Source organism: Streptomyces sp. NPDC127106, from assembly GCF_042677605.1.
In the GTDB taxonomy this organism is placed as follows: domain Bacteria; phylum Actinomycetota; class Actinomycetes; order Streptomycetales; family Streptomycetaceae; genus Streptomyces.
In genome coordinates, this window is sequence record NZ_JBHXTC010000052.1 from 1 (window position 1) to 21,015 (window position 21,015).

Below are 21,015 nucleotides of genomic sequence, written 5' to 3' on the forward strand. Positions count from 1 at the left end.
GCCCCCGGCCCGCCCGCCGCCCCCGGCCCGCCCGCCGCCCCCGGCTCGCCCGCCGTCGACGGGCCGTCGCCGCTGTGGCGGGCCACCTGCCGGTAGGCGAGGACGGCGAGGGCCAGCAGCGCCAGGTCGGCCCCGGAGCGGGCGGCTCCGGCGACGAGGGCCTGCCGACGGCCGGCGCGACGCAGCGCCGCGGCCGCGGTGCCGCGGAGCACGGCGGGCAGGGTGATCAGCAGCAGGCAGGCCAGGGCGCAGGCGGCTGAGGCCGGCCACAGCAGCAGCGGGTCGCCGTCCGGGTCGAACGGCACCCGGGCCAGCGGGCCCGCTGTGCCGAACAGCCGCAGCAGCGGCGGGGTGAGCAGCGGGGCCAGCACCGCGGCCGGCAGGGTGATCAGCAATGATTCGGCCAGGCCGAGGGCAGCGAGCCGCCCGCGGGATGCGCCGCGGGCCAGCAGCAGGGCGCGTTCGCCCTCTTGGCGGTCCGTCAGCAGGCGGGCGACGAGCAGCAGGGCGGCCGCGGCGAGGACGGCGAGCTGGAGCGCGCCGACGAGCACGGCGGACCGGGCCACGAGCAGCCCGGATTCCAGTTCGCCCAGGAGCTGCGGCAGTTCGGTGGTGGCGGTCAGGCCCGCGGAGCCCTTGAGGCGTTCGGCGGCGTCCGCGGCACGGGCGGCGAGGGCCTGCGTCTCGGCGGTGCGGACGTCCGCGAAGTCGGGGGTGAGCAGCCAGGCGCGGCCGTCCTGGACGATGCCGCCGGCGGTGAAGGCGCTGTCGTCGACGAGCAGGGGGCCGTACGAGGTGAAGGTGCCGACCTGGACCTCGCGTCCGCCGAACGGGTCCAGCCTCCAATAGGCCGCGTTGCGGTCGGCCGCCCGGTAGACGCCGGTCACCCGCACGGTGAGCGGTGCGCCGCCGTACCGGTCGTCCAGCCGCACCTCGCCCGGCAGTGACTGCGCGGTGATCCCGAGCCGCGCCAGCGCCTGCTGCGGGACGGCGACCGGCACCGGGCCGCCGGGCGCCGCGACGGCGGCGGGCCACTGACCGGCGACGAGGACGGCCCGTTCGCGGTCGAGGGAGGCCAGCAGGGTCAGGGTCGCCTCGGTGCCCTGGTCGTGGGCGCGCGGCAGCCCGTACGCACGACTGCGCGCCGTGCTCTCGACGCCGACCGGGAACCGGCCGAACAGCTCGCCGCCGAAGGCGCGTACGGCCGCGTCGTCCTTCCCCCGCCCGGACGCCGGATGCCCGCCGGTGACGAGAACGGTGGTCCGGAGCCCGTCCGGACCGGCCAGGGACTGGCGTAACCCGGCCTCGCCCACGCCACGGGTGAACGCGGTCAGCGCGGTCAGCACCGTCGTGGCGATCAGTGCGGTCAGCAGCACGGCGGCGGCGAGCGGCAGTCGCCCGCGCAGCCGGCGCACGACGAAGCCGAGCATGCGCTGTGTTCCTCCCCCGTTCCGGACCGCTGGATCCGGATAGCGGACGATGTTGTCAGATCCGGTCGCGGCGCGGAAGGGGCTTGCGTGAACTAGGTGGCGGATGAACAAATGCGCAAGGCGAGCGATCCGGACGCGGTCCAGGGAGCGCTCGCCGGCCGATTTCCAGGGAGAGCAAGCACCATGACAGAGGATCAGCCCGCCACGCCCGCGGTGCCCGCCGCGCGGGGCGCAGCCGCCGCACACGCCCCGGCCGCGCCCGCGGCCATGATCGTGGTGGACGACGTCCACCGCACCTTCGGCAGCGGGGGACGCGCCGTGCACGCGCTGCGCGGGGCGTCCTTCGACGTCGCCCGCGGAAGCCTGACCGCCCTCAAGGGCCGCTCCGGCTCCGGCAAGACCACGCTGCTGAACCTGGTCGGCGGCCTGGACGCCCCGACGGGCGGCACCGTCACCGTCGACGGCACCGACCTCGCCGGCCTCGACGAGGCGGGCCTGCTCGCGCTGCGCCGCGACCGGATCGGCTTCGTGTTCCAGTCCTTCGGCCTGATCCCCGTCCTGACCGCGGCCGAGAACGTCGGCATCCCGATGCGGATGCGCGGGATCCCGGCGAAGGAGCGCGAGGAGCGGGCCCGCACCCTGCTCGCCCTCGTCGGCCTGGCCGAGCACGCCGAACAGCGTCCCGGCGAGCTCTCCGGCGGCCAGCAGCAGCGGGTCGCGGTGGCCCGCGCCCTCGCGAACGAGCCCGCCCTGATCGTCGCGGACGAGCCGACCGGCCAGCTCGACTCCGAGACCGGCCGCTCGATCATGCAGCTGCTGCGCGCGGTGGTCCGCAGCGAGGGCGTCACCGTCCTGGTCGCCACCCACGACCCGGTCCTGATCGAACTCGCCGACCACGTCGTCGAGTTGCGCGACGGCCGGATCGCCCCACGGGACCCGGACGGCGACCGCCCGACCGCCTGAGCCGCGGCGCTGCCGCGACCTCCTACGCGTCCCCGCCCGGCCCCGACCCGGAGCCGCGGCCCTCCCGCGACGCGTCGTCGAGCAGCCGCTCCATGGCGGGGCGGGGGAGCGACGGGTTGGCGGCGGCTGCCCGCGCCACCGCGGGATCGGCGTCGGAGAGCAGCCCGACGATCACCGGCACGGGCAGAGCCGGATGCGCGGCCGCGGCCGGGCGGGCCCTGGCGTCGTCCAGGCACGGAAGGAGCGCCGCGGCCGTGGCGTTGCGGTGCACGGCCACTTCGCGCAACACCCGCCGCACCGGCGGCTCGTGCCGGACCAGCTCCTCCAATAGCCCCGCCGGGGCGTCCGGATTGGCCGCCACCCGCGCGAGCACCCGTACGCCGTCCCGAGAGACCACGGCGCGCAACTGCGCCTCGGATAGCCCGGGGTGCGGGGCGACGGCCTTGACGACCGCCGCATCCGGGTCGGCGGCGAGCCGGTCGCGCACCGCGGGCGGCAGGTCGCGCCGCTCGGCCACCAGCATCCGCACGGCTGCGTGCGGGGAGGAAGCCGCCTCCGCGAGCGCCTCCGGCGCGGCCGCGGCGACCGCCGGCAGCAGTACCGGCCTGATGCGGCCCGCCACGGCCAGCTCCGCCAGCACGTCCAGCGGCAGTCCCGGACAGCCGGCCAGCCGGCGCCGCAACTCGTCGTCCTCGCGGGCGGCCCCCGCCGCCAGGGTGCGGACCAGCGGCTCGCCGAGCGCGGGATTCCCGGCGGCCTCGTACCGGACCCCCGGGACCGGGTCCTCGACGAGGCCGGCGTACACCTCCTGCGGCAGGTCGGTGCGTTCGGCGAGAGACCAGCGGACGAGCTTCGAGGGATGTCCGGCGAGCGCGGCCACGACGGCCGTGGGGGTTGCCGGGTTGCGGGCGGCGCGCTGCAGGGCGTCGTGCACGGTGGATTCGTGGCCGCCGGCGCAGGCGGCGCCGGGCCGCAGCGTGCAGTCCGGACGAGGGCAGGACGGATCGTGAGTGAACGGGACCGGCTCGCGGTCGCACACCAGGCACGAGGCCGCCGGGGCGAGTCCCTGCCCGGTGATCAGCGCGACGAGCGCGGCCGGCGGCACCGCCTCGTTGAGCGCTGCGGACATCCGGACCTCCGCGTGCGGGTGCGCGGCGAGACGGGCGGCGGCCTCCGGCTCGGCGGTCCAGAGGGCGAGTTCGGCGACGACCTCGATGTCCGGGTCGGCGGCCAAGGTCTCCACCACGTCGGACGGCAGGCCCGGGCAGGAGGCCAGGCGCCAGCGGACCTCCCGGTCCGGGTGCGCCGCCAGCGGCCGGGCCCACTCCGGCCGGCCGGTGCCCTCGTCCAGCATGGCCAGCGCCACCGCCGGCCTGGCCGCCGGGTCCACCGCGGCAGCGGACAGCCGTCCCTCGCGGGCGAGGAGGACCGCGGTGTGCTCGTCGGCGTCGGCCAGCGCACGCACCTGGGCGGGGCTCAGATCCCTACGCTCGGCCAGCTCGCTGCAGAGCTCTTCGACCGCTTCGGCATCCGCATCCGCTTCCCTGTCCGGTCCCGGACCGCTGACGGCGAGCGCGATCAGCCGGTCGAGCAGTTCGGGCGGCAGCGCCGGGTTGGCCGCGAGGCCGGACAGCGGGATGCGGCTCCGACGGGTCACAGGTCGCCCGTCCGGCGCTCCAGGGGTGTCGCCGCCGCCGAGTTGCTCACGCTGAAGGTGACGCTGCCCGCCCGGTAGCGGTCGTCGGACCATTCGATCGGGCGCCCGGTCCGGGTGGCCGAGACGTGCCGCTGGCGCAGCAGCGGGCTCCCGCGGCGGATCCCCAGCAGCCGGGCGTCCTCGCTGCCGGCCGGGAGCGCGTCGATGAGGTGCTCGCCGTAGTGGGCCGCCACCCCGGAGTCGGCGGCCAGGCTGTCCATGACGGAGCGGCAGTCGTCCGGCAGCGCCTCGACCGCGGCCGCGACCCAGTCGGCGTACGCGGTCCGCTCGACCATGGTGGGCCGGCCGTCCAGCAGCCGCAGTCGCAGCACGGCCAGGATCTCGGTGCCCGGTGGCAGTGCGAGCCGGTCCGCCTCCTCGGCGGTGGCCGGGCGGCGGGTGCGCTCCAGGAAGCGGCTGGTGACCTCCTGGCCGAGTCCCCGCGCCCACTGGGCGAAGCTGTTCAGTTCACCGAAGCTGTGGCGGCGCTCGTGGCGCAGAACGATCCTGCGGGCGCCCTGTCGGGACCCGATCAGCCCCTCCGCGGCGAGGGTGGCGACGGCCTGCCGGACGGTCCCGCGCGAGGCGCACCAGCGCGCGGCCAGGTCGCTCTCCGAGGGCAGTTGGGCGCCGATCGGGTAGTCGCCGGCCAGGATCGCCGTGCGCAGGGACTCGGCGATTTCCAGGTACCGGACCGTGCCCGGGCCCGGGTTCCTGCCCCTGCCCGTGTCCGTACTGCCACCCGTGGCCGTGCCCCTGCCCGTGCCCGCGCCCGCACCCGTGCTCGCGTCCACGCAGTGCTCCCCCTGTCTCCGGTCGTTCCCCTGACATCGGTTTTTCACCGTCAGCCTAGCCACGGGATCGAAGGACGCCCCGCTTGTCACGACTTCTTTCGGTCAATCTCGTCTCTTCGTCGAGCCGTGCCCGACGGGTCGTCCGCCGTTCACCGTCCGTACAGTGGGGCAGGGCGAACTGGAGCCAACTTGTTCAGACAAGTGGACCCCCGTCCAGGCCTCAGTCTCCAGGAGAGACCGTGCTCAGTTCCTCCGCAGCCGTCCGCCGCGGTGCCGCCGCCCTGCTCGCCGCCGCCGCGCTGACCTCGCTCGCCGCGTGCGGCGCCGCCCCCGACCAGTCCGCCGGCGCCTCGGCCGACGGCAAGACCAAGGCTCAGCCGGGCACGGCCGCCGCGGCCGCCGACCTCGGGGGCATGGAAGCCCTCGTTGCGGCCGCGCAGAAGGAGGGACAGCTCAACGTCATCGCGCTGCCGCCGGACTGGGCCAACTACGGCGAGATCATCAAGGCTTTCGAGGCCAAGTACAAGATCAAGGTCAACAGCGAGAACCCGGACGCGTCCAGCTCCGACGAGATAGCCGCCGTCAAGTCCCGCAAGGGCCAGAAGCGCGCCCCCGACGTCCTCGACCTCGGCATCGCCTTCGCCCGCAGCGGAGCCGCCGAGAACCTGTTCGCCCCGTACAAGGTCACCGCCTGGGACAAGATCCCCGCCGGCCAGAAGGACGCCGACGGCCGCTGGTACAACGACTACGGCGGCTACGTCTCCATCGGCTGCGACGCCGCGAAGATCGCCGTCTGCCCGCAGACCTTCGCCGACCTCCTCAAGCCCGAGTACAAGGGCAAGGTCGCCCTCAACGGCAACCCCACCAAGTCCGGTTCGGCCTTCGGCGGCGTCTACGCGGCCGCCCTCGCCAACAAGGGCTCCTTCGCCGACATCCAGCCCGGCATCGACTTCTTCGGCCAGCTCCGCAAGAGCGGCAACTTCATCCCCGTCGAGTCCACCCCGGCCACCGTCGAGAAGGGCGAGACGCCCATCTCCATCGACTGGGACTACCTCAACGCCGGCTACGCCGAGCAGTTCAAGGGCAAGGGCGTCGACTGGAAGGTCGTCGTCCCCTCCGACGGCGTCTACGCCCAGTACTACTCCCAGGCCATCAACAAGGAGGCCCCGAACCCGGCGGCGGCCCGCCTGTGGATGGAGTTCCTCTACAGCACCGAGGGTCAGAACCTGTGGCTGAAGGGCCACGCCCGCCCGGTCCTGCTCCCCGCCATGACCCAGGACGGCACCGCCGACAAGGACGCCGCCGCCAAGCTCCCGCAGACCCAGGGCACCCCGTCCTTCCCGGCCTCCGAGGAACTGGACAAGGCCAAGGCCACCCTCGCCGAGAAGTGGGACAAGGCCCTCTCCTGATGCCCGCTCCCACCACCGCCTCCCACCCGGAGCGGACGACCGCCGGCGGCAGCACCGTGCGCCGCCGGCGGCGCGGCCCCCGCACCTGGCTCGCCGCCCTCCCGCTCCTCGTCTTCACCGGGATCTGCTTCGGCCTCCCGCTCGGCGCCATCGCCTTCGGTGCGGTCACCAGCACCGACCCGGCCGGCGGCGCCACCCGCCTCACCGGAGAGCACCTCGCGCGCTCCCTCCAGGGCCCCTACCTCGGCTCGCTCACCGGCAGCGTCCAACTCGCAGCCCTCACCGCGCTGTTCGGTGCACTGTTCGGGGTCCTGATCGCGCAAGGCCTCGTCACCTCCCGCTCGCGCGCCCTGCGCAGCGTGACGCTGACCGCCTCCGGCGTCCTCGCCAACTTCGGCGGCGTGCCCCTCGCGTTCGCGTTCATCGCCACCGTGGGCATCTCCGGCGTGGTCACCCAGCTCGCCGACCTCACCGCGCTCGGCTGGGACCTGTACTCCTTCACCGGCCTGACCGTGGTCTACCTGTACTTCCTGATCCCGCTGATGGTGCTGGTGACCGTCCCGGCGCTGGACGGGCTGCGGCCGCAGTGGCGCGAGGCCGCCCGCAACAACGGGGCCACCACCTGGCAGTTCTGGCGGCACATCGGCCTGCCGGTGCTCGCGCCCTCCCTCCTCGGTGGGTTCGTGCTCCTCTTCGGCACCGCGTTCGCCGCGCACGCCACGGCCGCCGCGCTGGTCGGCGGCTCCGTACCGCTGGTCACCCTCAAGATCGCCGACGCGCTGTCCGGCAACGTGCTGACCGGCCAGGAGAACGTGGCGCTCGCCCTCGGCCTCGACATGATCCTGATCGCCGCCCTCGTCATGGCGATCCACCTGCCCCTTCAGCGACGGAGCGCCCGATGGCTGCGATGAAACCCCGCGTCTGGCGCGGAGCCGTGCTCGTCCTCGCGGGCGCGTACTTCCTCCTCCCGCTGCTGGCCTCCTTCGTGTTCACCGTGCACGTCCCCGGGCAGGGCATCGACTTCGAGGCGTACACCCGGCTGCTCTCCGCCGAGGGCTTCACCGAGAGCCTGCTGCTGTCCCTCGGCCTGGCCGTCGCGACCATCGCCCTGTCCCTGCTGCTCGCCGTGCCCGCGCTGATCGCCGTACGGCTCGGCTCCCCGAAGCTGCGGCCGGTCGTCGAGGTCGTCTGCACGCTGCCGCTGGTGGTCCCGCCCATCGCCCTGGTCACCGGCATCACCACGGTGCTGCGTTGGGGCCCCGAGCACCTGTCGCGCACCCCGCTCTACCAGACCTTCATCGCCGTGCAGAACCCGTCGTTCCCGTTCGTCCTCGTGCTCGCCTACACCGTGCTGGCGCTGCCCTTCGTCCACCGCTCGCTCGACGCCGGGCTGCGCGCCGTCGACGTGCCGACGCTGGTCGAAGCCGCCCGCAGCTGCGGCGCGAGCTGGCCGTACGTCGTCCTGCGGGTGCTGCTGCCGAACCTGCGGACCTCCCTCGCCGGCGCCTCCTTCCTCACCCTGGCCCTGGTACTGGGCGAGTTCACCATCGCGTCCCTGCTGGGCTTCCGCCCCTTCGCCGTGTGGATCGTGTCCATCTCCGGATCCCAGGCCCGGATGTCGGTCGCCGTCTCCATCCTCAGCCTCCTCGTCACCTGGCTGCTGCTGCTCGCCCTCTCACGGGCCGGGACCGACACACCCGCGGCGTCCGCGAAGCCCCGCACCCGATCCCGGGCGTGGTCCCGGACGCCCTCCCCCGCCCTCGCCACCTCCCGCAAGGAGTCCTGACCGACATGTCCACCACCCTCCCCCCGGCCAGGAAGCCCGACGAGCCGGCAGCCGCCGCAGTCTCCGGGGCCGGCGCGGACGGCGCGGGCACCACGGGCGCGCGCGTCGAATTCCGCGGCCTGCGGCGGGCGTTCGGCTCCACCACCGCGCTCGACGGGCTCGACCTGACCGTGGAGCCCGGCGAACTCCTGGCCCTGCTCGGCCCGTCGGGCTGCGGCAAGACCACCGCCCTGCGCGTGGTCGCCGGCTTCGAGCAGCCCGACTCGGGCGAGGTCCTGATCGACGGCCAGGACATCACCCGCGTCCCGGCCAACCGCCGCGACGCCGGCATGGTCTTCCAGTCGTACAGCCTCTTCCCGAACCTCAACGCCCGCGACAACGTCGCCTTCGGCCTGCGCGTCCGCAAGGTCGGCGCGGCACAGCGCCGCGAGCGCGCCGCCGAACTCCTCGACCTGGTCGGCCTGCCCGACCACGGGGACCGCTACCCCCACCAGATGTCCGGCGGCCAGCAGCAGCGCGTCGCCCTCGCCCGCGCCCTGGCGCTGCGCCCGCGCGTGCTGCTGCTCGACGAGCCGCTGTCCGCCCTCGACGCCAAGGTCCGCGCCACCCTGCGCGACGAGATCCGCAGGCTCCAGCTCTCCCTCGGCATCACCACCGTGTTCGTCACCCACGACCAGGAGGAGGCGCTGTCGATGGCCGACCGCGTCGCCGTCCTGAACGCCGGGCGGCTGGAGCAGTGCGCGGCCCCCGCCGAGCTGTACGAGCGGCCCGCCACGCCGTTCGTCGCCGAGTTCGTCGGCACCATGAACCGGCTGCCCGGCCGGCTCACCGACTCCGGGCTCGTGGAGGTGGCCGGCTCCCGGCTGCCCGTCGACGGCCCGCACCCGGACGGCACGCGGGAGGTGGAGGTGCTGGTGCGGCCCGAGAACGTCACCGTCACCGCCGACCCGGAGGGCACCGCCACCGTGGTCTCCGCCTCCTTCTTCGGCGCCGTGACCCGGCTCCACCTCGACCTGCCCGGCGCCGCCCCCGTCAAGGCCGACCTGCCCTCGCGGGACGCGGGCGAGCTGGTTCCGGGGGCGCGGGTCTGCGTCGGCCTCGTCGAGCGGCCCGTCCTGGTCGTGGCCCGGGCGGCCGCGTGAGCGCCCTCGCCGCCGTCCTGTTCGACATGGACGGCACCCTCGTCGACACCGAGGTCCTGTGGTGGGAGGTCACCGCGCAGGTCGCCGCCGGCCTGGGCCACGCGCTGGGTGACGCCGACGCGCCCGAGGTCGTCGGTCGAGCGGTCGAGGACACCGCCGCCCACCTGGTCCGCGTCGCGGGCGGGGGAGACCCGGACCGGGTCGCCGCCGACCTCGGAGAAGGGTTCTTCCGCCGGGTGACGGCCGGGGCGCCGCTGCGGCCCGGAGCCGGCCGGCTGCTGTCCGAACTCGCTGCGGAAGGGGTGCCCTTCGCCCTGGTCAGCGCATCGCCGCGGGCGGTGGTCGACTCGGTCGTCGCAGGCGCGCTGGCCGGCGTCCCGTTCGCGTTCACGCTGTCCGCCGACGACACCCCCCGGACGAAGCCCCACCCGGAGCCCTACCGGGCGGCCGCCGCACGGCTGGGCGCCGCACCACGGGCCTGCGTGGCCGTGGAGGACTCCCCGGACGGGGCCGCCTCGGCCGAGGCGGCGGGGTGCGGGGTCCTGGTCGTCCCCTCCCTGCTGGACGTCGCCGCCTCGCCCGCGCGGTCGTTCGCCCGCTCCCTGGAGGACGTCACCCTGGACGTCCTGCGCGGCTGCCGCCTGGCCTGACCGCGGGAGCGCGCCCGGGCATCCCGAGCACCCCGGGCATCCCGGGCATCCCGAGCACCCCGGGCATCCCGGGCATCCCGAGCACCCCGGGCATCGCGGGCACCCCGGGCACCCGGTCCCGGTGGTCGGGGTGCCCGGCCGTCAGGTGGCCAGGCCGAGGAGTTCGAGGATGCCGTCCACGTAGGCGGCCGACACCGTGTCCGGCCGGGTCGCCGCCTCCAGGCGCAACGAGCCGACGTTCGTGCGGATGTACGCCGCGCACTGCCCGTACAGCCCGGCCTCGTACGGGGACCCGTCGTCCTCCGTGCTCGCCAGCGCCAGCAGGGTCCACAGCAGGGCCTCCCGCGTCGCCAACCGCGGCGGGCCCGCGGACCACACCGCCATCAGCACCCCGCACACCGCCGGGGCGGGCGGCCGCAGCTGGCCCGCCTGGAAGGCGTGGCCCTCCAGCGCGCGGTAGGCCGACGGATGCCCCTCCGCCGCGTCCCACAGCTGGTCCACCAGATGTCCGGCGCTGCGCCCGCAGCCGCACACGATCGATTCCCAGTCGTGCCGGGCGATCTCCGCGACGACCAGATCCGGCACCAGCGGGCTGCTGCGCGGCTTGTCTTCCTTCCCTCTCATGGCAGCAGTATGGAGATGCTCCCGGCGCGCGGGACAGGGGCCCCTGCGCAGTGCCCTCCCGCGCGCCCGCCGGAGGCGTGCCGAACGCGTACGGGAGGCGTACACATGGCCGGAACCGGATCACACGGCCGGTCGTCTGAGACCCCGTGTGGATGAGAAACCGAATCGGAGCGCTGCTCCTGCTCCTGCTCGCGACCCAGCTGGGATCGCTGATCAGCCCCGCGTACGCGTGCGGCTGCGGGGCGATGGTCCCCGACGACTCGACGCGGATCGGCGTCTCGCGCGAAACCTCCGTCGTGCGCTGGGACGGCCGGACCGAGGACATCGTGATGCGGTTCACGGTCGACGGGAACGCCCGGCGGGCCGCCTGGATCATGCCGGTGCCGACCCGGGCCTCGGTGGAGCTGGGCGACGGGAACCTCTTCCGCGACCTCGCCTGGCTGACCCGGCCCGAGCGCAAGGCCCGGCACTACTTCCTGCCCCGCCCGGGGGACTGGCCGTTCTCCACCGGCGCCCGCGACGGGGCCGCGGCGGCGCCGGCGGCCGGCGGTGAGGCCTCGGTCGGCGTCGTCGGCCGCGAACAGCTGGGCGACTTCGACGTCGCGCGCCTGACCGCCACCGACCCGGACGCGCTGCGGCAGTGGCTGGAGTCCAACGGGTTCTCCATGCCCGACACCCTGGCCACCGAGGTCAAGCCGTACGTGGACCAGAAGTGGGAGTACGTCGCGGTGCGCCTCGCCCCCCGGAAGCAGGGCAGCGTCCTGTACGGCGTCCTCGACCCGCTGCGGATCCGCTTCGACAGCGAGCGGCTGGTCTACCCGATGCGGCTGTCCCGGATGGCGAAGACACCCCAGTCGCTGGGGTTGTACGTGCTGGCCGACCACCGGATGGAGCCGGCCTCCCCGATCGGCGGCTCCGCGCCGAAGGTCACCTTCGCGGGCAAGGTCGCCGGGACGCACTCCCTCGCGCCACTCACCGGCGGCCGGGAGACCTTCCTCACCGCGATCGACCAGGAGTTCCCGGAGCCCGGGCGCATCTCGGGCGACCACGAACTGCGTGCCGCCGCCTCCGACACCCCGTACCGGCGGGCCGTCTACCACGACAAGCTGCTCATGGTCGGCGGGTTCCCGGCCTGGATGCTGGCGACGGGCGCCCTGCTCGCGCTGCTGGGGGGCGGAACCTTCCTCTGGCTCCGCCGCCGTTCTGCCGGCGCACCCGCCGGGCCCGCAGCCGCCGCCGGCCCCCCGACTCCTGCCGAGCCTCCGGCCACCGCCTGACACCGGGCCCTGCGGGACATCTCCCGGCCCGGCCGTTCGCGGCGCGCCCCGGCGGAGCCGGCTGCCGGAGACCGGCGCCGGGACCGCCGCGCCGGGTCATCTCGGCAGGGGCGGGACCGTGTACGTGCCGCCCGGGTCGAAGGGGGGCGGGGTCCAGTCCGGGACCGGCGTGTGCTTCGGCGCCGCCGGGGGCGGGTTGGGGCCCCGGTTGGGGTTCTGCGGGATCTCCGGGGTGCCCGGCCGCGCGCCGGGGGTTCGCGTCGGGTCCGGTACGTCGGCGGGCGGAGTCGCCGCCTCCGACGGCGCGGGCGAAGCCGGTTCGGACGGCGAAGCCGGGGCCGTCGCCGTGCCGGTGGGCCGGTCCGCGGCCGGCTCCTCGCCCGAACCGCCGGAGCAGCCCCCGACCAGCAACCCGGCCACCAGTACGCCGGTCACGGCGCGCGCCGCGGCAGCGCTGCGGGACGTCACACCCACCACCCACCCCCAGGAAAACGGTCGTTCGACCGATGCGGTCGATGCGATCGGATCGCGGGCCAGATCGTAGCCCAGCCCGTGGCGGACGCCCCCGGCCGGATGAACGTCCCCCCACGCTCCGGAGCCGACCCCGTTGCCCCGCGCGGGCCGCCGCGGTCGTCACCGCGTCACGCGGTCAGGGGCCGCCCACCCCGGCCCGGGCCAGCGCGAGGACGCCCGCGCAGATCAGGGCGACGCCCACCAGCTGGGGGAGGAGCCACCACCCGGACCGCAACTGCTCGTCGTACAGGACCACCCCCAGCGCGATGCTGAACGTGGCGTCGCCCAAGGTCAGCGCGGGTTGCGAAGCGACCAGCGGGCCGCCCTGCATGGCGTGTTCGAGCAGCAGCAGCGCGCAGATGCCGCTCAGCGCGAAGGCGTACGTCTGCCAGGCGGTCAGGAACGCGTCGATCCCGCCCTCCCCGAGCAGCGGAACCGAATCCTTCATCAGGGCGGCCGTGAGCGCGTAGCAGACGGCGGTGGCCGCGCCCAGGCAGCCCGCCCGGGCCCGTCCCGCCGGTCGGCGCAGCCCGGCGAGCGCGAGGGCCAGCGCGGCGCCCGCGCACGCGGCGAGGGCGGCCAGCCACCGGTCGAGCGGGACGTGCGTGAGGTTCCCGGTCGGCGCGGCCGCGGCCAGTGCCAGCCCGAGCCCGACCACCACCCCCGCCACGGCCGCCCACAGCGCGCCCGGCAGGCGTTGCCGCACCACCAGCGAGGCGATCAGCAGCGCGAACGGCAGCTCCAGCACGAACAGCGGCTGTACGAGCGCCAGCGCGCCGGTGGCCAGTGCCGCGGCCTGCCCGGCCCCGGCCGCGATCACCGCCAGGATCCCGGCGACCCACACGGGCCGCCGCAACAGGTCGAGGATCAGCCCCGGCCGGAACCCCTGGCTCTGCGGCACCGTCAGCGCCGCCCGCCGCTGCAGCACGGTGGCCAGTGCGTTGCTGAGCGCCGCGAACAGCGCGAAGAGGACCGGCAGTACGACGCCCATCCGCCGATCCTCAGGTCCCCCGCCCCGCCCCGCCCCGCCGACACGCCCCGACGCTGCCGATTCCGCCCCGGACGCCGGGCCGAGCCGACGCCGGCCGAGCCGACCGGGCCGAGCCGACGCCGGCCGAGCCGACCGGGCGGAGCCGTGGTGACCGGGGCCGGCCTCAACCGTGGTGGGCGGTGGCGCGGGTGAGGGCCAGGCCCGCGAGGGCCTCGGGGGCGCCGGCCTGGCCGCGGATCCCGGGGAAGGCGTTCACGTCCACGACCAGCGGCGCACCGCCCCCGGTGTCGATGACGTCCACGCCGTACACGTCGAGCGCGAACACCTCGCCGACCCGCAACACCAGCTCCGCCCACCCCGCCGGCAGTGCGCCGAGGGCCAGCGGCAGGGTCGGGCCGCGGCCCTCCGGCGTGAGCTCCGAGCGGCGCAGGGCGGCGAAGACCCGGTCGCCGACGGCCCACAGCTTGTGGTCCCAGCCGCTGTTCGGCGCGAAGTCCTGGACCACGACCGGCTCCTGCGGCCACCGCGCCGCCAGCTCCCGCAGCCGGGCCGCGTCGTCGACCCGGGCCACCAGGTCGTGCCGGCGGCTGTGCCGGCTCTTGACCACCACCGGCCCGCCCGGCACCGGGTCGCCCCCGGCCGCCCAGACCCCGAGGGAGTCGTGGGTACGGGTCGCCGCGAACGGCAGCCCGGCCCGCGCTGCCAGCTCCGCCATCGCCGTACGGTCCTGGCACAGTGTCGTCGCCGCCGACGGGTTGACCACCGGTGCGCCCCGCCGTTCCAGCTCCCGCGCGAGGGCGAGGGCCCGCGGTGTCCGCGCCTTCAGCAGGTACACGTCGGCCAGGGGCGCCGCCGGGGGCCCGGCCGCCGTCCCCGGGTCCAGCGATTCCACCTGGTGCCCGGCGGCACGCAACAGGCCGGCCGCGGCGGCCAGCAGCGGATGGCCCGGCTCCGGCGTGATCAGGCAGATCCTCACAGCGCGGCCTCGCCCGCCCGCGCGGCCTGCGCCGGAATCGGCACGGGTACCACCCGCGGCCGCGGCGGGCACACCGGTGGGACGGGCGCGGCCGACGCACCGCCCGTCCGCGCGGCCAGACCGAGCACGGCCCGGCCCACCCGGGCCGCCGCGTCGGGGACCTGGCGGAAGCTCGGGAAGTCGTTCACGTCCACCACCACCGGCCCGTCCGGGCCGAGCAACACGTCCACCCCGTACAGGTCCAGCCCGTAGACCGCGCCCACCCGCTCGGCGATCGCCGCCACCTCGGCGGACAGCGGAACCCGCCGCTCCCGCACCGTCGGATCCGGGTGCAGCGGGGAGCAGCGCTCCGTCGCGAACAGCTCGCCGCCGACCGCGTACACCTTCACGTCGGTGCCCGCATTGGGCACGTACGGCTGGGCGATGAGCATGCCCTCGGCCGCGAGCGCGGGCAGCAGCGCCTCCAGCCGCTCCGGCGAGGGCACCAGGTGCACCCCGCGGCCGGAGCTGCCGTCCGCGGGCTTGACGACCAGCGGGTACTGCGCCGCGGGTATCTCCCGCAGCAGGTCCGGCCGGGCCACCGCGTACGTCTGCGGCATGGGCAGGCCCCCGGCGCGCCCGATCGCGGCGGCCACCGCCTTGTCCCGTACACCGCGGATCGACCGGGCGTCGTTGACGGTGGTGGCCCCGGCCGCGGCGGCGGCTTCCAGCAGGGTGAGTCCAGGTCCGCCGGACACCGTCTTGAGCACCCACGCGTCGTGCGTGCCGGCGTCCATGAGCTCGGTCATGCGCAGCAGCGAGCCGCCCGGCCGCAGCACGTCCACCCGGTGGCCCCACGCGGTGAGCTGCCGGATCACCTCGTTGGGCATGCCGTCGTGGCGGTAGTGCTCCTCCACCAGGAAGCAGAGCCTCATGGACCTTCCCCACCCTGTAGTCGCCGGACGTCCGCCGATTACGTCCGGCGAGCTGTGACGTCACAGGATGTCATGGACCGCAATGTGATGATCGGTCCGGTCCGCGGTATGTGCACATTTCGGCCCGTCACCAGGTCCCCCCGCCAGGGGCGCGGGGAACTGCGCGACCAGCCACGGCGGACCCCACCCGCACCCGCGCTCCCGGCCCCCGAACGAGGGCGGGGGAGCCCGGTCCGCCACCCTCGGCGGGCCGGGCTCCCCCGGGAAGGGGCGACGCCGGGTCAGGCGGCCGCAGGCACCGGCACCGAGACGAACGTCTTGCCCGCCTCGTTCTCGACCAGCACCTCCCGGACGTCCGCGGGATCCACCCACACCGACCCGTCCAGTGCGGCCCCCTTCGCCTCGCCGCCCGCCTGGCTGCCCACGACCCAGCTGCCGGCGGTGCTCCGCTTGCCGTCCCGCGACACGACGACCAGCCGGCAGCGTTCGCCCGGCGGCACCCCGGTCACGGCCGCGTGCACGCGCACCCACTTCGCGGCAGGGGTGACCCGTACGGTCATCCGCGCCCCGGTGCCCGCATCGGTCGCGGAGGCCACGCGGGTCCCGGCCGGCGGCGGGGACGGCGCCGCCGTGATCCCCGGGCCCGGCCCGGGCGGTTGGGCGACGGTCTGGCCGTCACCATTGCCGAGCTGGGCCCCGGCCCAGAACACCGCCGCCAGTGAGGCCGCCGCGGCCAGGCCGGCCAGGCCCAGTCGGCGGCGCCGGTCGGCGGCAGCCTCCCCGCGCACCTGCCGCAGCGTCCGCTGCAGCATCAGATCGCCGCCCTGCGGCGGTCCGTCGAGGAACGCCTCGGGGGGCACCTCGCCGAGCGCCGCCTCCATCTCGCGCAATGCGGCCACCTCCTCCCGGCAGCGCACGCAACCGTTCATGTGCGCCTCGACCCGGCGGACGTCCTCCGCGTCCAGGACGCCGAGAACGTACGGGCCGAGGAGTTCCACCTCGTGCTCGTATTGCTGCCGGTTCATGCCACCACCTCCCTCAGTCCGGCGGGCTGCTGGGGCGGCCTGCCCATTCGATGGCCCTCCTTGGTCCCGTTCTGCCTGAACACCTCGCGCAAGGCCTTCAGTGCGTAGTGCGAGCGCGATTTGACCGTACCGGCCGGAATGCCCAGGCTGTCGGCCGCCTCGGCCACGCTGAGCTGCCGGTAGTACAACTCCTTCAGCACGTCCCGGTGTTCCGGGGACAGCTGGTCGAGCGCCCCGAGCACGGTCATGGTGTCCACGACCGAGTCGGCGTGGTCCACCTCGACCGGCGGCGCCGCCGCCTCGCCGGAGACCTCCTGCGGGCGGGCGGCCTTGGCCCGGTAGCGGTCGGTGATGATGTTGCGGGCGACCGTCAGCAACCAGCCGCGCACCGACCCCTTCCCGTTGACCAGCGCCTCCGAGTGCCGCCAGGCCCGGATGAGGGTCTCCTGGACGACGTCCTCGGCGGTCGCCCGGTCCCCGGTCAGCCGGGTGGCGTACGCCAGCAGGGCATGGCCGTGCTCCTCGTAGACCGACCTGATCAATGCCTCGTCGGTCGAGCCCCGCCGCGTACGGGGCCACAGTGGTCCGGCCATCGCACCCTCTCTCCGTCTTCCTCGCCGAGTCGTGCGGTCAGAACACGCGGGGCGACGGCGGGCGGTTCATGTGAGCTGCGCCACAGCCGGCGGTGGCTCAGGTGCGGCAGGTGCGGCCCTCGTTGAGGCAGTCCACGACGGCGGCCATCTGGGCGTCCGTCATCGCGTTCACGAACATGGCGTGGTCCGTCCGCGGGCTGTGCCGCTGCTCGGGGAAGGAGTCGACGGCGAGCGGCACCCCCGGCGCCACGTCGTACGCCAGCCGGACGCGCAGCTGCGGCACCGGGAAGGTGTCCTTGGGGCACACGCCGTTCGCGGCGGGGAAGGCCAGGTGCGAGCGGTGGTTCGGGCTGTCCCCGTCCAGTCCGTTCCAGCAGCTGGGGAAGGCGAGCGTACGCGTGACCCGGTCGCCCTCGGGGCAGCGCGGGTAGAGGGTGGTGGCCCGGTCGGGGAGGCCGGAACATCCCCACCGGGCCCGGACGTCGGCGTCGCCGCGCGCGGTGGCGGCCACGGCGTCGCCGGTGATCGCGCGCAGGAAACGCGGCATCGGCACGACCTTGCTCGCCGGGTTCCCGTGGAACTCCACGGACACCGAGGCCTCCGCCAGGATCTCGCCCGTGTTGCCGTGGCCCGCGGCCCGCTCGTACGGGCGCGTGCCCGGTCGGTCCGTGCGGCGCAGCACCGGCCAGTAGTACGTGGACCGGTCACCGCCGCGGCAGCTCGTCGCGGCGGCGGCCAGCGAGGCGTCGGTGGACTGGGCGTCCGCGGACAGGTTCCCCACGTACGCGTGCGTGTGGTGCGCGCCCGCGCGCAGCCCCGGGGAGACCACCAGGTTGTCCTGGTTGAAGTGGTGTTCCTCGTTTCGCCCGCAGTCCACCGTCACCGTGCCCGTCGAGGCGTCCGGCCCGGCCGCGAGCGGCTCGGCGGGTCCGGGCGGCACCTCCCGCAGGTCCACGGAGCCACCCGCACCGTCCGCGGCCGCCCGCTGCGGTCCTCCCAGGCGGGACGCCCCCAGGACGCCCGCCAGCAGCCCGACGCCCAGTACCAGGCAGACCAGCAGCGTGAGCAGGCCGCGCTCGTTCCTTTTACCCATGCGGGTCACGGTTGCCGCTGCCTGCCGCAGCGTCAACCTGGCATCCGCATGCCGGCCACCCCCCGACGCCGTGCCCCCTTGCCGGGTCCGCGAACGGCTGTGCAGAGTGCCCGGATGACACCGGCTGAGCTCCTGCATGCCTTCGCCCGCACCCGCGCCTCCCTCGACGGCGCCGAGGTGGTCTTCCACTGGACCGGGGACGTCCACTCCTGGGCCCCGGACGAGCCCTACCGGCGCCTGTTCGGCTTCGAGGGCCTCAACGTCACCCGGCTGGTCCCGGACGGGGAGACGGGCGGGTACCAACTCCTCTCCAGGGAAGCCGCATTCTACTTGGACCCCAACACACGGGACATCCTGGACGAATGGGAGGGGAAGCGGGTCGTCCACGTCTGGAACGACCCGGCCAACCTCCAGCTGCGCCCGTTCCCGATCCCGCTCACCCGGCTCGGCGATCAGGTCTGCTTCAGCCTGGAGATCCCGCTCGCCTATCCCTCGCCGCTGCCCGTCGCCGACTACCCGCTCCACTCCTCCGGCGACACCTACCGCGCCCTGGAGCTCTTCCAGTTCTTCGCCCCGGAGACGGTGCTCACCACCGACGCCCCCAGCGTCCCGTGCACCATGTCCTGGACGCGCATGTCCCCCTGGCTGCCCTGGATGGAACGGGGCCAGCGGCCGGGCGGGCTCACCTTCCACTGCCGCGGGCGCAAGCTCGGCGACTACGCCGAAGTCCCGGAGCGGATCCGGGCGTACATCGCGGACCACCACCCCGAACATGCCCGCGCGCCGCAGGAATGGTCCGCGCCGAACGAGACCAGCTGGACCTATTTCCGCAGGCTGCACCCCGTGCACTAGGGTACGCACGGGTCGCCAGGGGGTGGACAAGGGTTTTCCCCGTATCGCGTTCATCCCCCCGTTGCCTACTGTCTGCCCACCGGCGATCTTCCCCCCGAAAGGCCCCCGCCCCAACCCCACATGGTGCGAAGCCGTGCGGCAGGGCCGATCGCCCGCACCGCCGTTGCCCCCGCCCCGCCGAAGCGGCCGGGGCAACGCGGCGAGCAGCGGTGGCCGGAGCGGAACTGACCAGCCCGCCCCGGCCCCGTAGTCGCCGAACCCCACCTCCCACACAGCCCGACCCCGGCCGCTCCGGCCTGCCCGGAAACGGCCCGCGAAAGGGAACACCGTGCACTCAACGCGACGCAGGCTGATATCCGTGGCGGCGATCTCCGTCACCCTGCTGGCCGGCTCCGCCACCGCCTCCGTGGCCCTGCCCGGCGCGGAGCCCGCGCCGGCCCCGTCCGCCGCCGCTCTCCCGGCCCCCGGCGCGCCCGCCGCCCCGGCCGCCGCGCCGGTCGAGAACCTGATCGTCGGCTACAAGACCACCGCCTCCGAGGCCAGCTCCAACCAGGCCGCCGCCGACGACGCCGCCGCCAAGGGGAAGAAGGCCGGCAAGAAGGCGAAGTTCGACCGCCGCCTCGGCACCGGAGCCGCCCTCGTCAGCCTCGGCGAGGCCACCGCCCCGAAGGACGCGGCCGACCTCATGGCCCAGTTCCGCAACGACCCGGACGTCGCCTACGTCGAGCCGGACAGCCGCGCCTACGCGATGGCCCTGCCGAACGACACCGACTACGCCAAGCAGTGGGACCTCTTCGAGCCCACCGCTGGCATGAACGTTCCTGCGGCCTGGGACAAGACCACCGGCTCCGGCGTCACCGTCGCCGTGATCGACACCGGCTACGTGGCGCACTCCGACCTCGCCCCGAACACCGTCGCCGGCTACGACTTCATCAGCAGCTCCACCGCCGCCCGCGACGGCAACGGCCGCGACAGCAACCCGGCCGACCAGGGCGACTGGAGCGCCGCCGGCGAGTGTGGCGTCGGCTCCAAGGCCAGCGACTCCTCCTGGCACGGCACCCACGTCGCGGGCACCATCGCCGCGGCCACGAACAACTCCAAGGGCGTCGCGGGCATCGCGTACAACGCGAAGATCCAGCCCGTCCGCGTCCTCGGCAAGTGCGGCGGCGCCACCTCGGACATCGTCGACGCCATCACCTGGGCCTCCGGCGGCACCGTCGCGGGCGTCCCGGCCAACGCCACCCCGGCCAAGGTCATCAACATGAGCCTCGGCGGCTCCGGCGCCTGCACCACCAGCTACCAGAACGCGATCAACGCGGCCGTCGCCCGCGGCACCACCGTCGTCGTGGCCGCCGGCAACAGCAACGCCGACGCCGCCGGCTTCTCGCCCGCCAGCTGCAACAACGTCATCACCGTGGCCGCCAGCAACCGCACCGGCGACCGCTCCTTCTACTCCAACTACGGAGCGAAGGTCGACATCGCCGCCCCGGGCGGTGAGACCCGCCGCGCCACCGACACGCCGGGCACCATCACCACCCCCGAGAACGGCATCCTCTCGACGCTGAACGCGGGCACCACCACCCCGGGCAGCGAGAACTACAAGCCCTACCAGGGCACCAGCATGGCCGCCCCGCACGTCGCGGGCCTCGCCGCGCTCATGGTCTCCGCCAAGCCCTCGCTGACCCCGGCGCAGGTCGAGACGGCCATCAAGACCAACGCCCGCCCGCTGGCCGGCACCTGCACCGGCGGCTGCGGCAGCGGCCTCGCCGACGCCGCCGCCACCGTCAACGCCGTGACCTCGACGCCGACCACCCCGGCCCTCGAGAACACCGTCAACTACACCATCGGCGACAACGCCACCGTGGAGAGCCCGATCACCGTCAGCGGCGTGGCCGGCAACGCCCCGGCCACCCTCAAGGTGGGCGTCGCCATCAAGCACAGCTACATCGGTGACCTGAAGGTCGACCTGGTCGCCCCGGACGGTTCCGTCTACACCCTGCACAACCGGGCCGGCGGCAGCACCGCCGACATCAACCAGCAGTACACCGTCAACGCCTCCTCCGAGGTCGCGAACGGCACCTGGAAGCTGCGGGTCAACGACAACGCCGCCGGCGACACCGGCTACATCGACTCCTGGAACCTCGTCTTCTGAGAGTCCGAAGGTCCGGCCCCGTGAGTCCGGATCGTGAGACCCGGGCGTGCCGCGCGCCCCCCCCCCGCGCGCGCGCCCGCCCGGGTTTTTTTTGGTGGGCGTGATTTTATGTGAAAGAACAGTGATCACACGCGC

The 21,015-nt window shown here is 74.8% G+C and carries 19 protein-coding genes and 1 pseudogene; 9 read left to right on the forward strand and 11 right to left on the reverse strand.

What is annotated here, in order from left to right:
• Window positions 1–1,430: pseudogene (locus ACFVGY_RS30275) on the reverse strand (ABC transporter permease); the annotation flags it as partial.
• A 183-nt stretch (window positions 1,431–1,613) separates the two neighbouring features.
• Here ACFVGY_RS30275 and ACFVGY_RS30280 point away from each other — a divergent pair.
• Window positions 1,614–2,393 carry an ABC transporter ATP-binding protein gene (locus ACFVGY_RS30280; RefSeq protein ID WP_385683179.1) on the forward strand — a complete coding sequence of 260 codons (780 nt, stop codon included), beginning with the start codon at window positions 1,614–1,616 and terminating at the stop codon, window positions 2,391–2,393.
• A 22-nt stretch (window positions 2,394–2,415) separates the two neighbouring features.
• Here ACFVGY_RS30280 and ACFVGY_RS30285 read toward each other — a convergent pair whose 3' ends face one another.
• Window positions 2,416–4,050 (reverse strand): hypothetical protein, encoded by a 1,635-nt coding sequence (locus ACFVGY_RS30285; protein WP_385683182.1) that lies wholly within the window; start codon window positions 4,048–4,050, stop codon window positions 2,416–2,418.
• Complete coding sequence (locus ACFVGY_RS30290) at window positions 4,047–4,775, reverse strand: GntR family transcriptional regulator (RefSeq protein ID WP_385683311.1); 729 nt, start codon at window positions 4,773–4,775, stop codon at window positions 4,047–4,049. The genes ACFVGY_RS30285 and ACFVGY_RS30290 overlap by 4 nt, the downstream gene beginning before the upstream one ends.
• A 347-nt stretch (window positions 4,776–5,122) precedes the next feature.
• Between ACFVGY_RS30290 and ACFVGY_RS30295 the strand changes: the two genes are divergently transcribed.
• From ACFVGY_RS30295 to ACFVGY_RS30315, 5 genes are read left to right on the forward strand one after another with little or no spacing between them, the layout of a single operon-like run.
• Window positions 5,123–6,292, forward strand: a complete 1,170-nt coding sequence (locus ACFVGY_RS30295; protein WP_385683185.1) for an ABC transporter substrate-binding protein — start codon at window positions 5,123–5,125, stop codon at window positions 6,290–6,292.
• Entirely contained in the window at window positions 6,292–7,203 is a 912-nt protein-coding gene (locus ACFVGY_RS30300) for an ABC transporter permease (protein WP_385683188.1), read from the forward strand. The genes ACFVGY_RS30295 and ACFVGY_RS30300 overlap by 1 nt, the downstream gene beginning before the upstream one ends.
• Window positions 7,191–8,078 (forward strand): ABC transporter permease, encoded by an 888-nt coding sequence (locus tag ACFVGY_RS30305; RefSeq protein WP_385683191.1) that lies wholly within the window; start codon window positions 7,191–7,193, stop codon window positions 8,076–8,078. The genes ACFVGY_RS30300 and ACFVGY_RS30305 overlap by 13 nt, the downstream gene beginning before the upstream one ends.
• A 5-nt stretch (window positions 8,079–8,083) precedes the next feature.
• The gene (locus ACFVGY_RS30310) at window positions 8,084–9,220 is read left to right on the forward strand and encodes an ABC transporter ATP-binding protein (RefSeq protein ID WP_385683194.1); all 1,137 of its coding nucleotides are present in this window, start codon (window positions 8,084–8,086) and stop codon (window positions 9,218–9,220) included.
• On the forward strand, window positions 9,217–9,870 hold the full coding sequence (locus ACFVGY_RS30315; protein WP_385683197.1) for an HAD family hydrolase: 654 nt from the start codon (window positions 9,217–9,219) through the stop codon (window positions 9,868–9,870). Before ACFVGY_RS30310 ends, ACFVGY_RS30315 begins: the two co-directional genes overlap by 4 nt.
• Before the next feature lie 141 nt (window positions 9,871–10,011).
• On the opposite strand, the gene ACFVGY_RS30320 is transcribed toward ACFVGY_RS30315, so the two are convergent.
• Complete coding sequence (locus ACFVGY_RS30320) at window positions 10,012–10,494, reverse strand: hypothetical protein (RefSeq protein ID WP_385683200.1); 483 nt, start codon at window positions 10,492–10,494, stop codon at window positions 10,012–10,014.
• 152 nt (window positions 10,495–10,646) lie between these two features.
• On the opposite strand from ACFVGY_RS30320, the gene ACFVGY_RS30325 reads away from it, so the two are divergent.
• Window positions 10,647–11,771, forward strand: coding sequence for a DUF2330 domain-containing protein (locus ACFVGY_RS30325; protein ID WP_385683202.1), 1,125 nt, complete (start codon window positions 10,647–10,649; stop codon window positions 11,769–11,771).
• 96 nt (window positions 11,772–11,867) lie between these two features.
• Here the strand turns inward: ACFVGY_RS30325 and ACFVGY_RS30330 are convergent, their stop codons facing one another.
• The 7 genes from ACFVGY_RS30330 to ACFVGY_RS30360 all read right to left on the reverse strand — a co-directional run bounded on the left by ACFVGY_RS30330 (window position 11,868) and on the right by ACFVGY_RS30360 (window position 17,876).
• Window positions 11,868–12,239, reverse strand: coding sequence for a hypothetical protein (locus ACFVGY_RS30330; protein ID WP_385683205.1), 372 nt, complete (start codon window positions 12,237–12,239; stop codon window positions 11,868–11,870).
• Between the two features lie 181 nt (window positions 12,240–12,420).
• Window positions 12,421–13,275: a DMT family transporter gene (locus ACFVGY_RS30335; RefSeq protein ID WP_385683208.1), complete on the reverse strand. Its 855-nt coding sequence runs from the start codon at window positions 13,273–13,275 to the stop codon at window positions 12,421–12,423.
• A gap of 163 nt (window positions 13,276–13,438) precedes the next feature.
• Window positions 13,439–14,251 (reverse strand): RimK family alpha-L-glutamate ligase, encoded by an 813-nt coding sequence (locus ACFVGY_RS30340; protein WP_385683211.1) that lies wholly within the window; start codon window positions 14,249–14,251, stop codon window positions 13,439–13,441.
• A complete protein-coding gene (locus ACFVGY_RS30345) occupies window positions 14,248–15,165 on the reverse strand; it encodes a RimK family alpha-L-glutamate ligase (RefSeq protein WP_385683214.1) in 918 nt (305 codons plus the stop codon). Before ACFVGY_RS30345 ends, ACFVGY_RS30340 begins: the two co-directional genes overlap by 4 nt.
• Window positions 15,166–15,446: 281 nt before the next feature.
• Window positions 15,447–16,190: an anti-sigma factor family protein gene (locus ACFVGY_RS30350; RefSeq protein ID WP_385683217.1), complete on the reverse strand. Its 744-nt coding sequence runs from the start codon at window positions 16,188–16,190 to the stop codon at window positions 15,447–15,449.
• A complete protein-coding gene (locus ACFVGY_RS30355) occupies window positions 16,187–16,783 on the reverse strand; it encodes a sigma-70 family RNA polymerase sigma factor (protein ID WP_385683220.1) in 597 nt (198 codons plus the stop codon). Before ACFVGY_RS30355 ends, ACFVGY_RS30350 begins: the two co-directional genes overlap by 4 nt.
• Before the next feature lie 97 nt (window positions 16,784–16,880).
• On the reverse strand, window positions 16,881–17,876 hold the full coding sequence (locus ACFVGY_RS30360; protein WP_385683223.1) for a DUF1996 domain-containing protein: 996 nt from the start codon (window positions 17,874–17,876) through the stop codon (window positions 16,881–16,883).
• A 114-nt stretch (window positions 17,877–17,990) separates the two neighbouring features.
• Between ACFVGY_RS30360 and ACFVGY_RS30365 the strand changes: the two genes are divergently transcribed.
• Window positions 17,991–18,728 (forward strand): DUF1838 family protein, encoded by a 738-nt coding sequence (locus ACFVGY_RS30365; protein WP_385683226.1) that lies wholly within the window; start codon window positions 17,991–17,993, stop codon window positions 18,726–18,728.
• A gap of 358 nt (window positions 18,729–19,086) precedes the next feature.
• Window positions 19,087–20,880 carry a S8 family serine peptidase gene (locus tag ACFVGY_RS30370; RefSeq protein ID WP_385683229.1) on the forward strand — a complete coding sequence of 598 codons (1,794 nt, stop codon included), beginning with the start codon at window positions 19,087–19,089 and terminating at the stop codon, window positions 20,878–20,880.
• The last annotated feature ends 135 nt before the right edge of the window (window positions 20,881–21,015 follow it).

What these genes read in the sequence shown, in the direction of transcription:
- ACFVGY_RS30280 (WP_385683179.1), top strand. Translation starts at nt 1,614, where the DNA reads ATGACAGAGGATCAGCCCGCCACGCCCGCGGTGCCCGCCGCGCGGGGC.
- ACFVGY_RS30300 (WP_385683188.1), top strand. Translation starts at nt 6,292, where the DNA reads ATGCCCGCTCCCACCACCGCCTCCCACCCGGAGCGGACGACCGCCGGC.
- ACFVGY_RS30305 (WP_385683191.1), top strand. Translation starts at nt 7,191, where the DNA reads ATGGCTGCGATGAAACCCCGCGTCTGGCGCGGAGCCGTGCTCGTCCTC.
- ACFVGY_RS30310 (WP_385683194.1), top strand. Translation starts at nt 8,084, where the DNA reads ATGTCCACCACCCTCCCCCCGGCCAGGAAGCCCGACGAGCCGGCAGCC.
- ACFVGY_RS30320 (WP_385683200.1), bottom strand. Translation starts at nt 10,494, where the DNA reads ATGAGAGGGAAGGAAGACAAGCCGCGCAGCAGCCCGCTGGTGCCGGAT.
- ACFVGY_RS30325 (WP_385683202.1), top strand. Translation starts at nt 10,647, where the DNA reads ATGAGAAACCGAATCGGAGCGCTGCTCCTGCTCCTGCTCGCGACCCAG.
- ACFVGY_RS30335 (WP_385683208.1), bottom strand. Translation starts at nt 13,275, where the DNA reads ATGGGCGTCGTACTGCCGGTCCTCTTCGCGCTGTTCGCGGCGCTCAGC.
- ACFVGY_RS30345 (WP_385683214.1), bottom strand. Translation starts at nt 15,165, where the DNA reads ATGAGGCTCTGCTTCCTGGTGGAGGAGCACTACCGCCACGACGGCATG.
- ACFVGY_RS30350 (WP_385683217.1), bottom strand. Translation starts at nt 16,190, where the DNA reads ATGAACCGGCAGCAATACGAGCACGAGGTGGAACTCCTCGGCCCGTAC.
- ACFVGY_RS30355 (WP_385683220.1), bottom strand. Translation starts at nt 16,783, where the DNA reads ATGGCCGGACCACTGTGGCCCCGTACGCGGCGGGGCTCGACCGACGAG.
- ACFVGY_RS30360 (WP_385683223.1), bottom strand. Translation starts at nt 17,876, where the DNA reads ATGGGTAAAAGGAACGAGCGCGGCCTGCTCACGCTGCTGGTCTGCCTG.
- ACFVGY_RS30365 (WP_385683226.1), top strand. Translation starts at nt 17,991, where the DNA reads ATGACACCGGCTGAGCTCCTGCATGCCTTCGCCCGCACCCGCGCCTCC.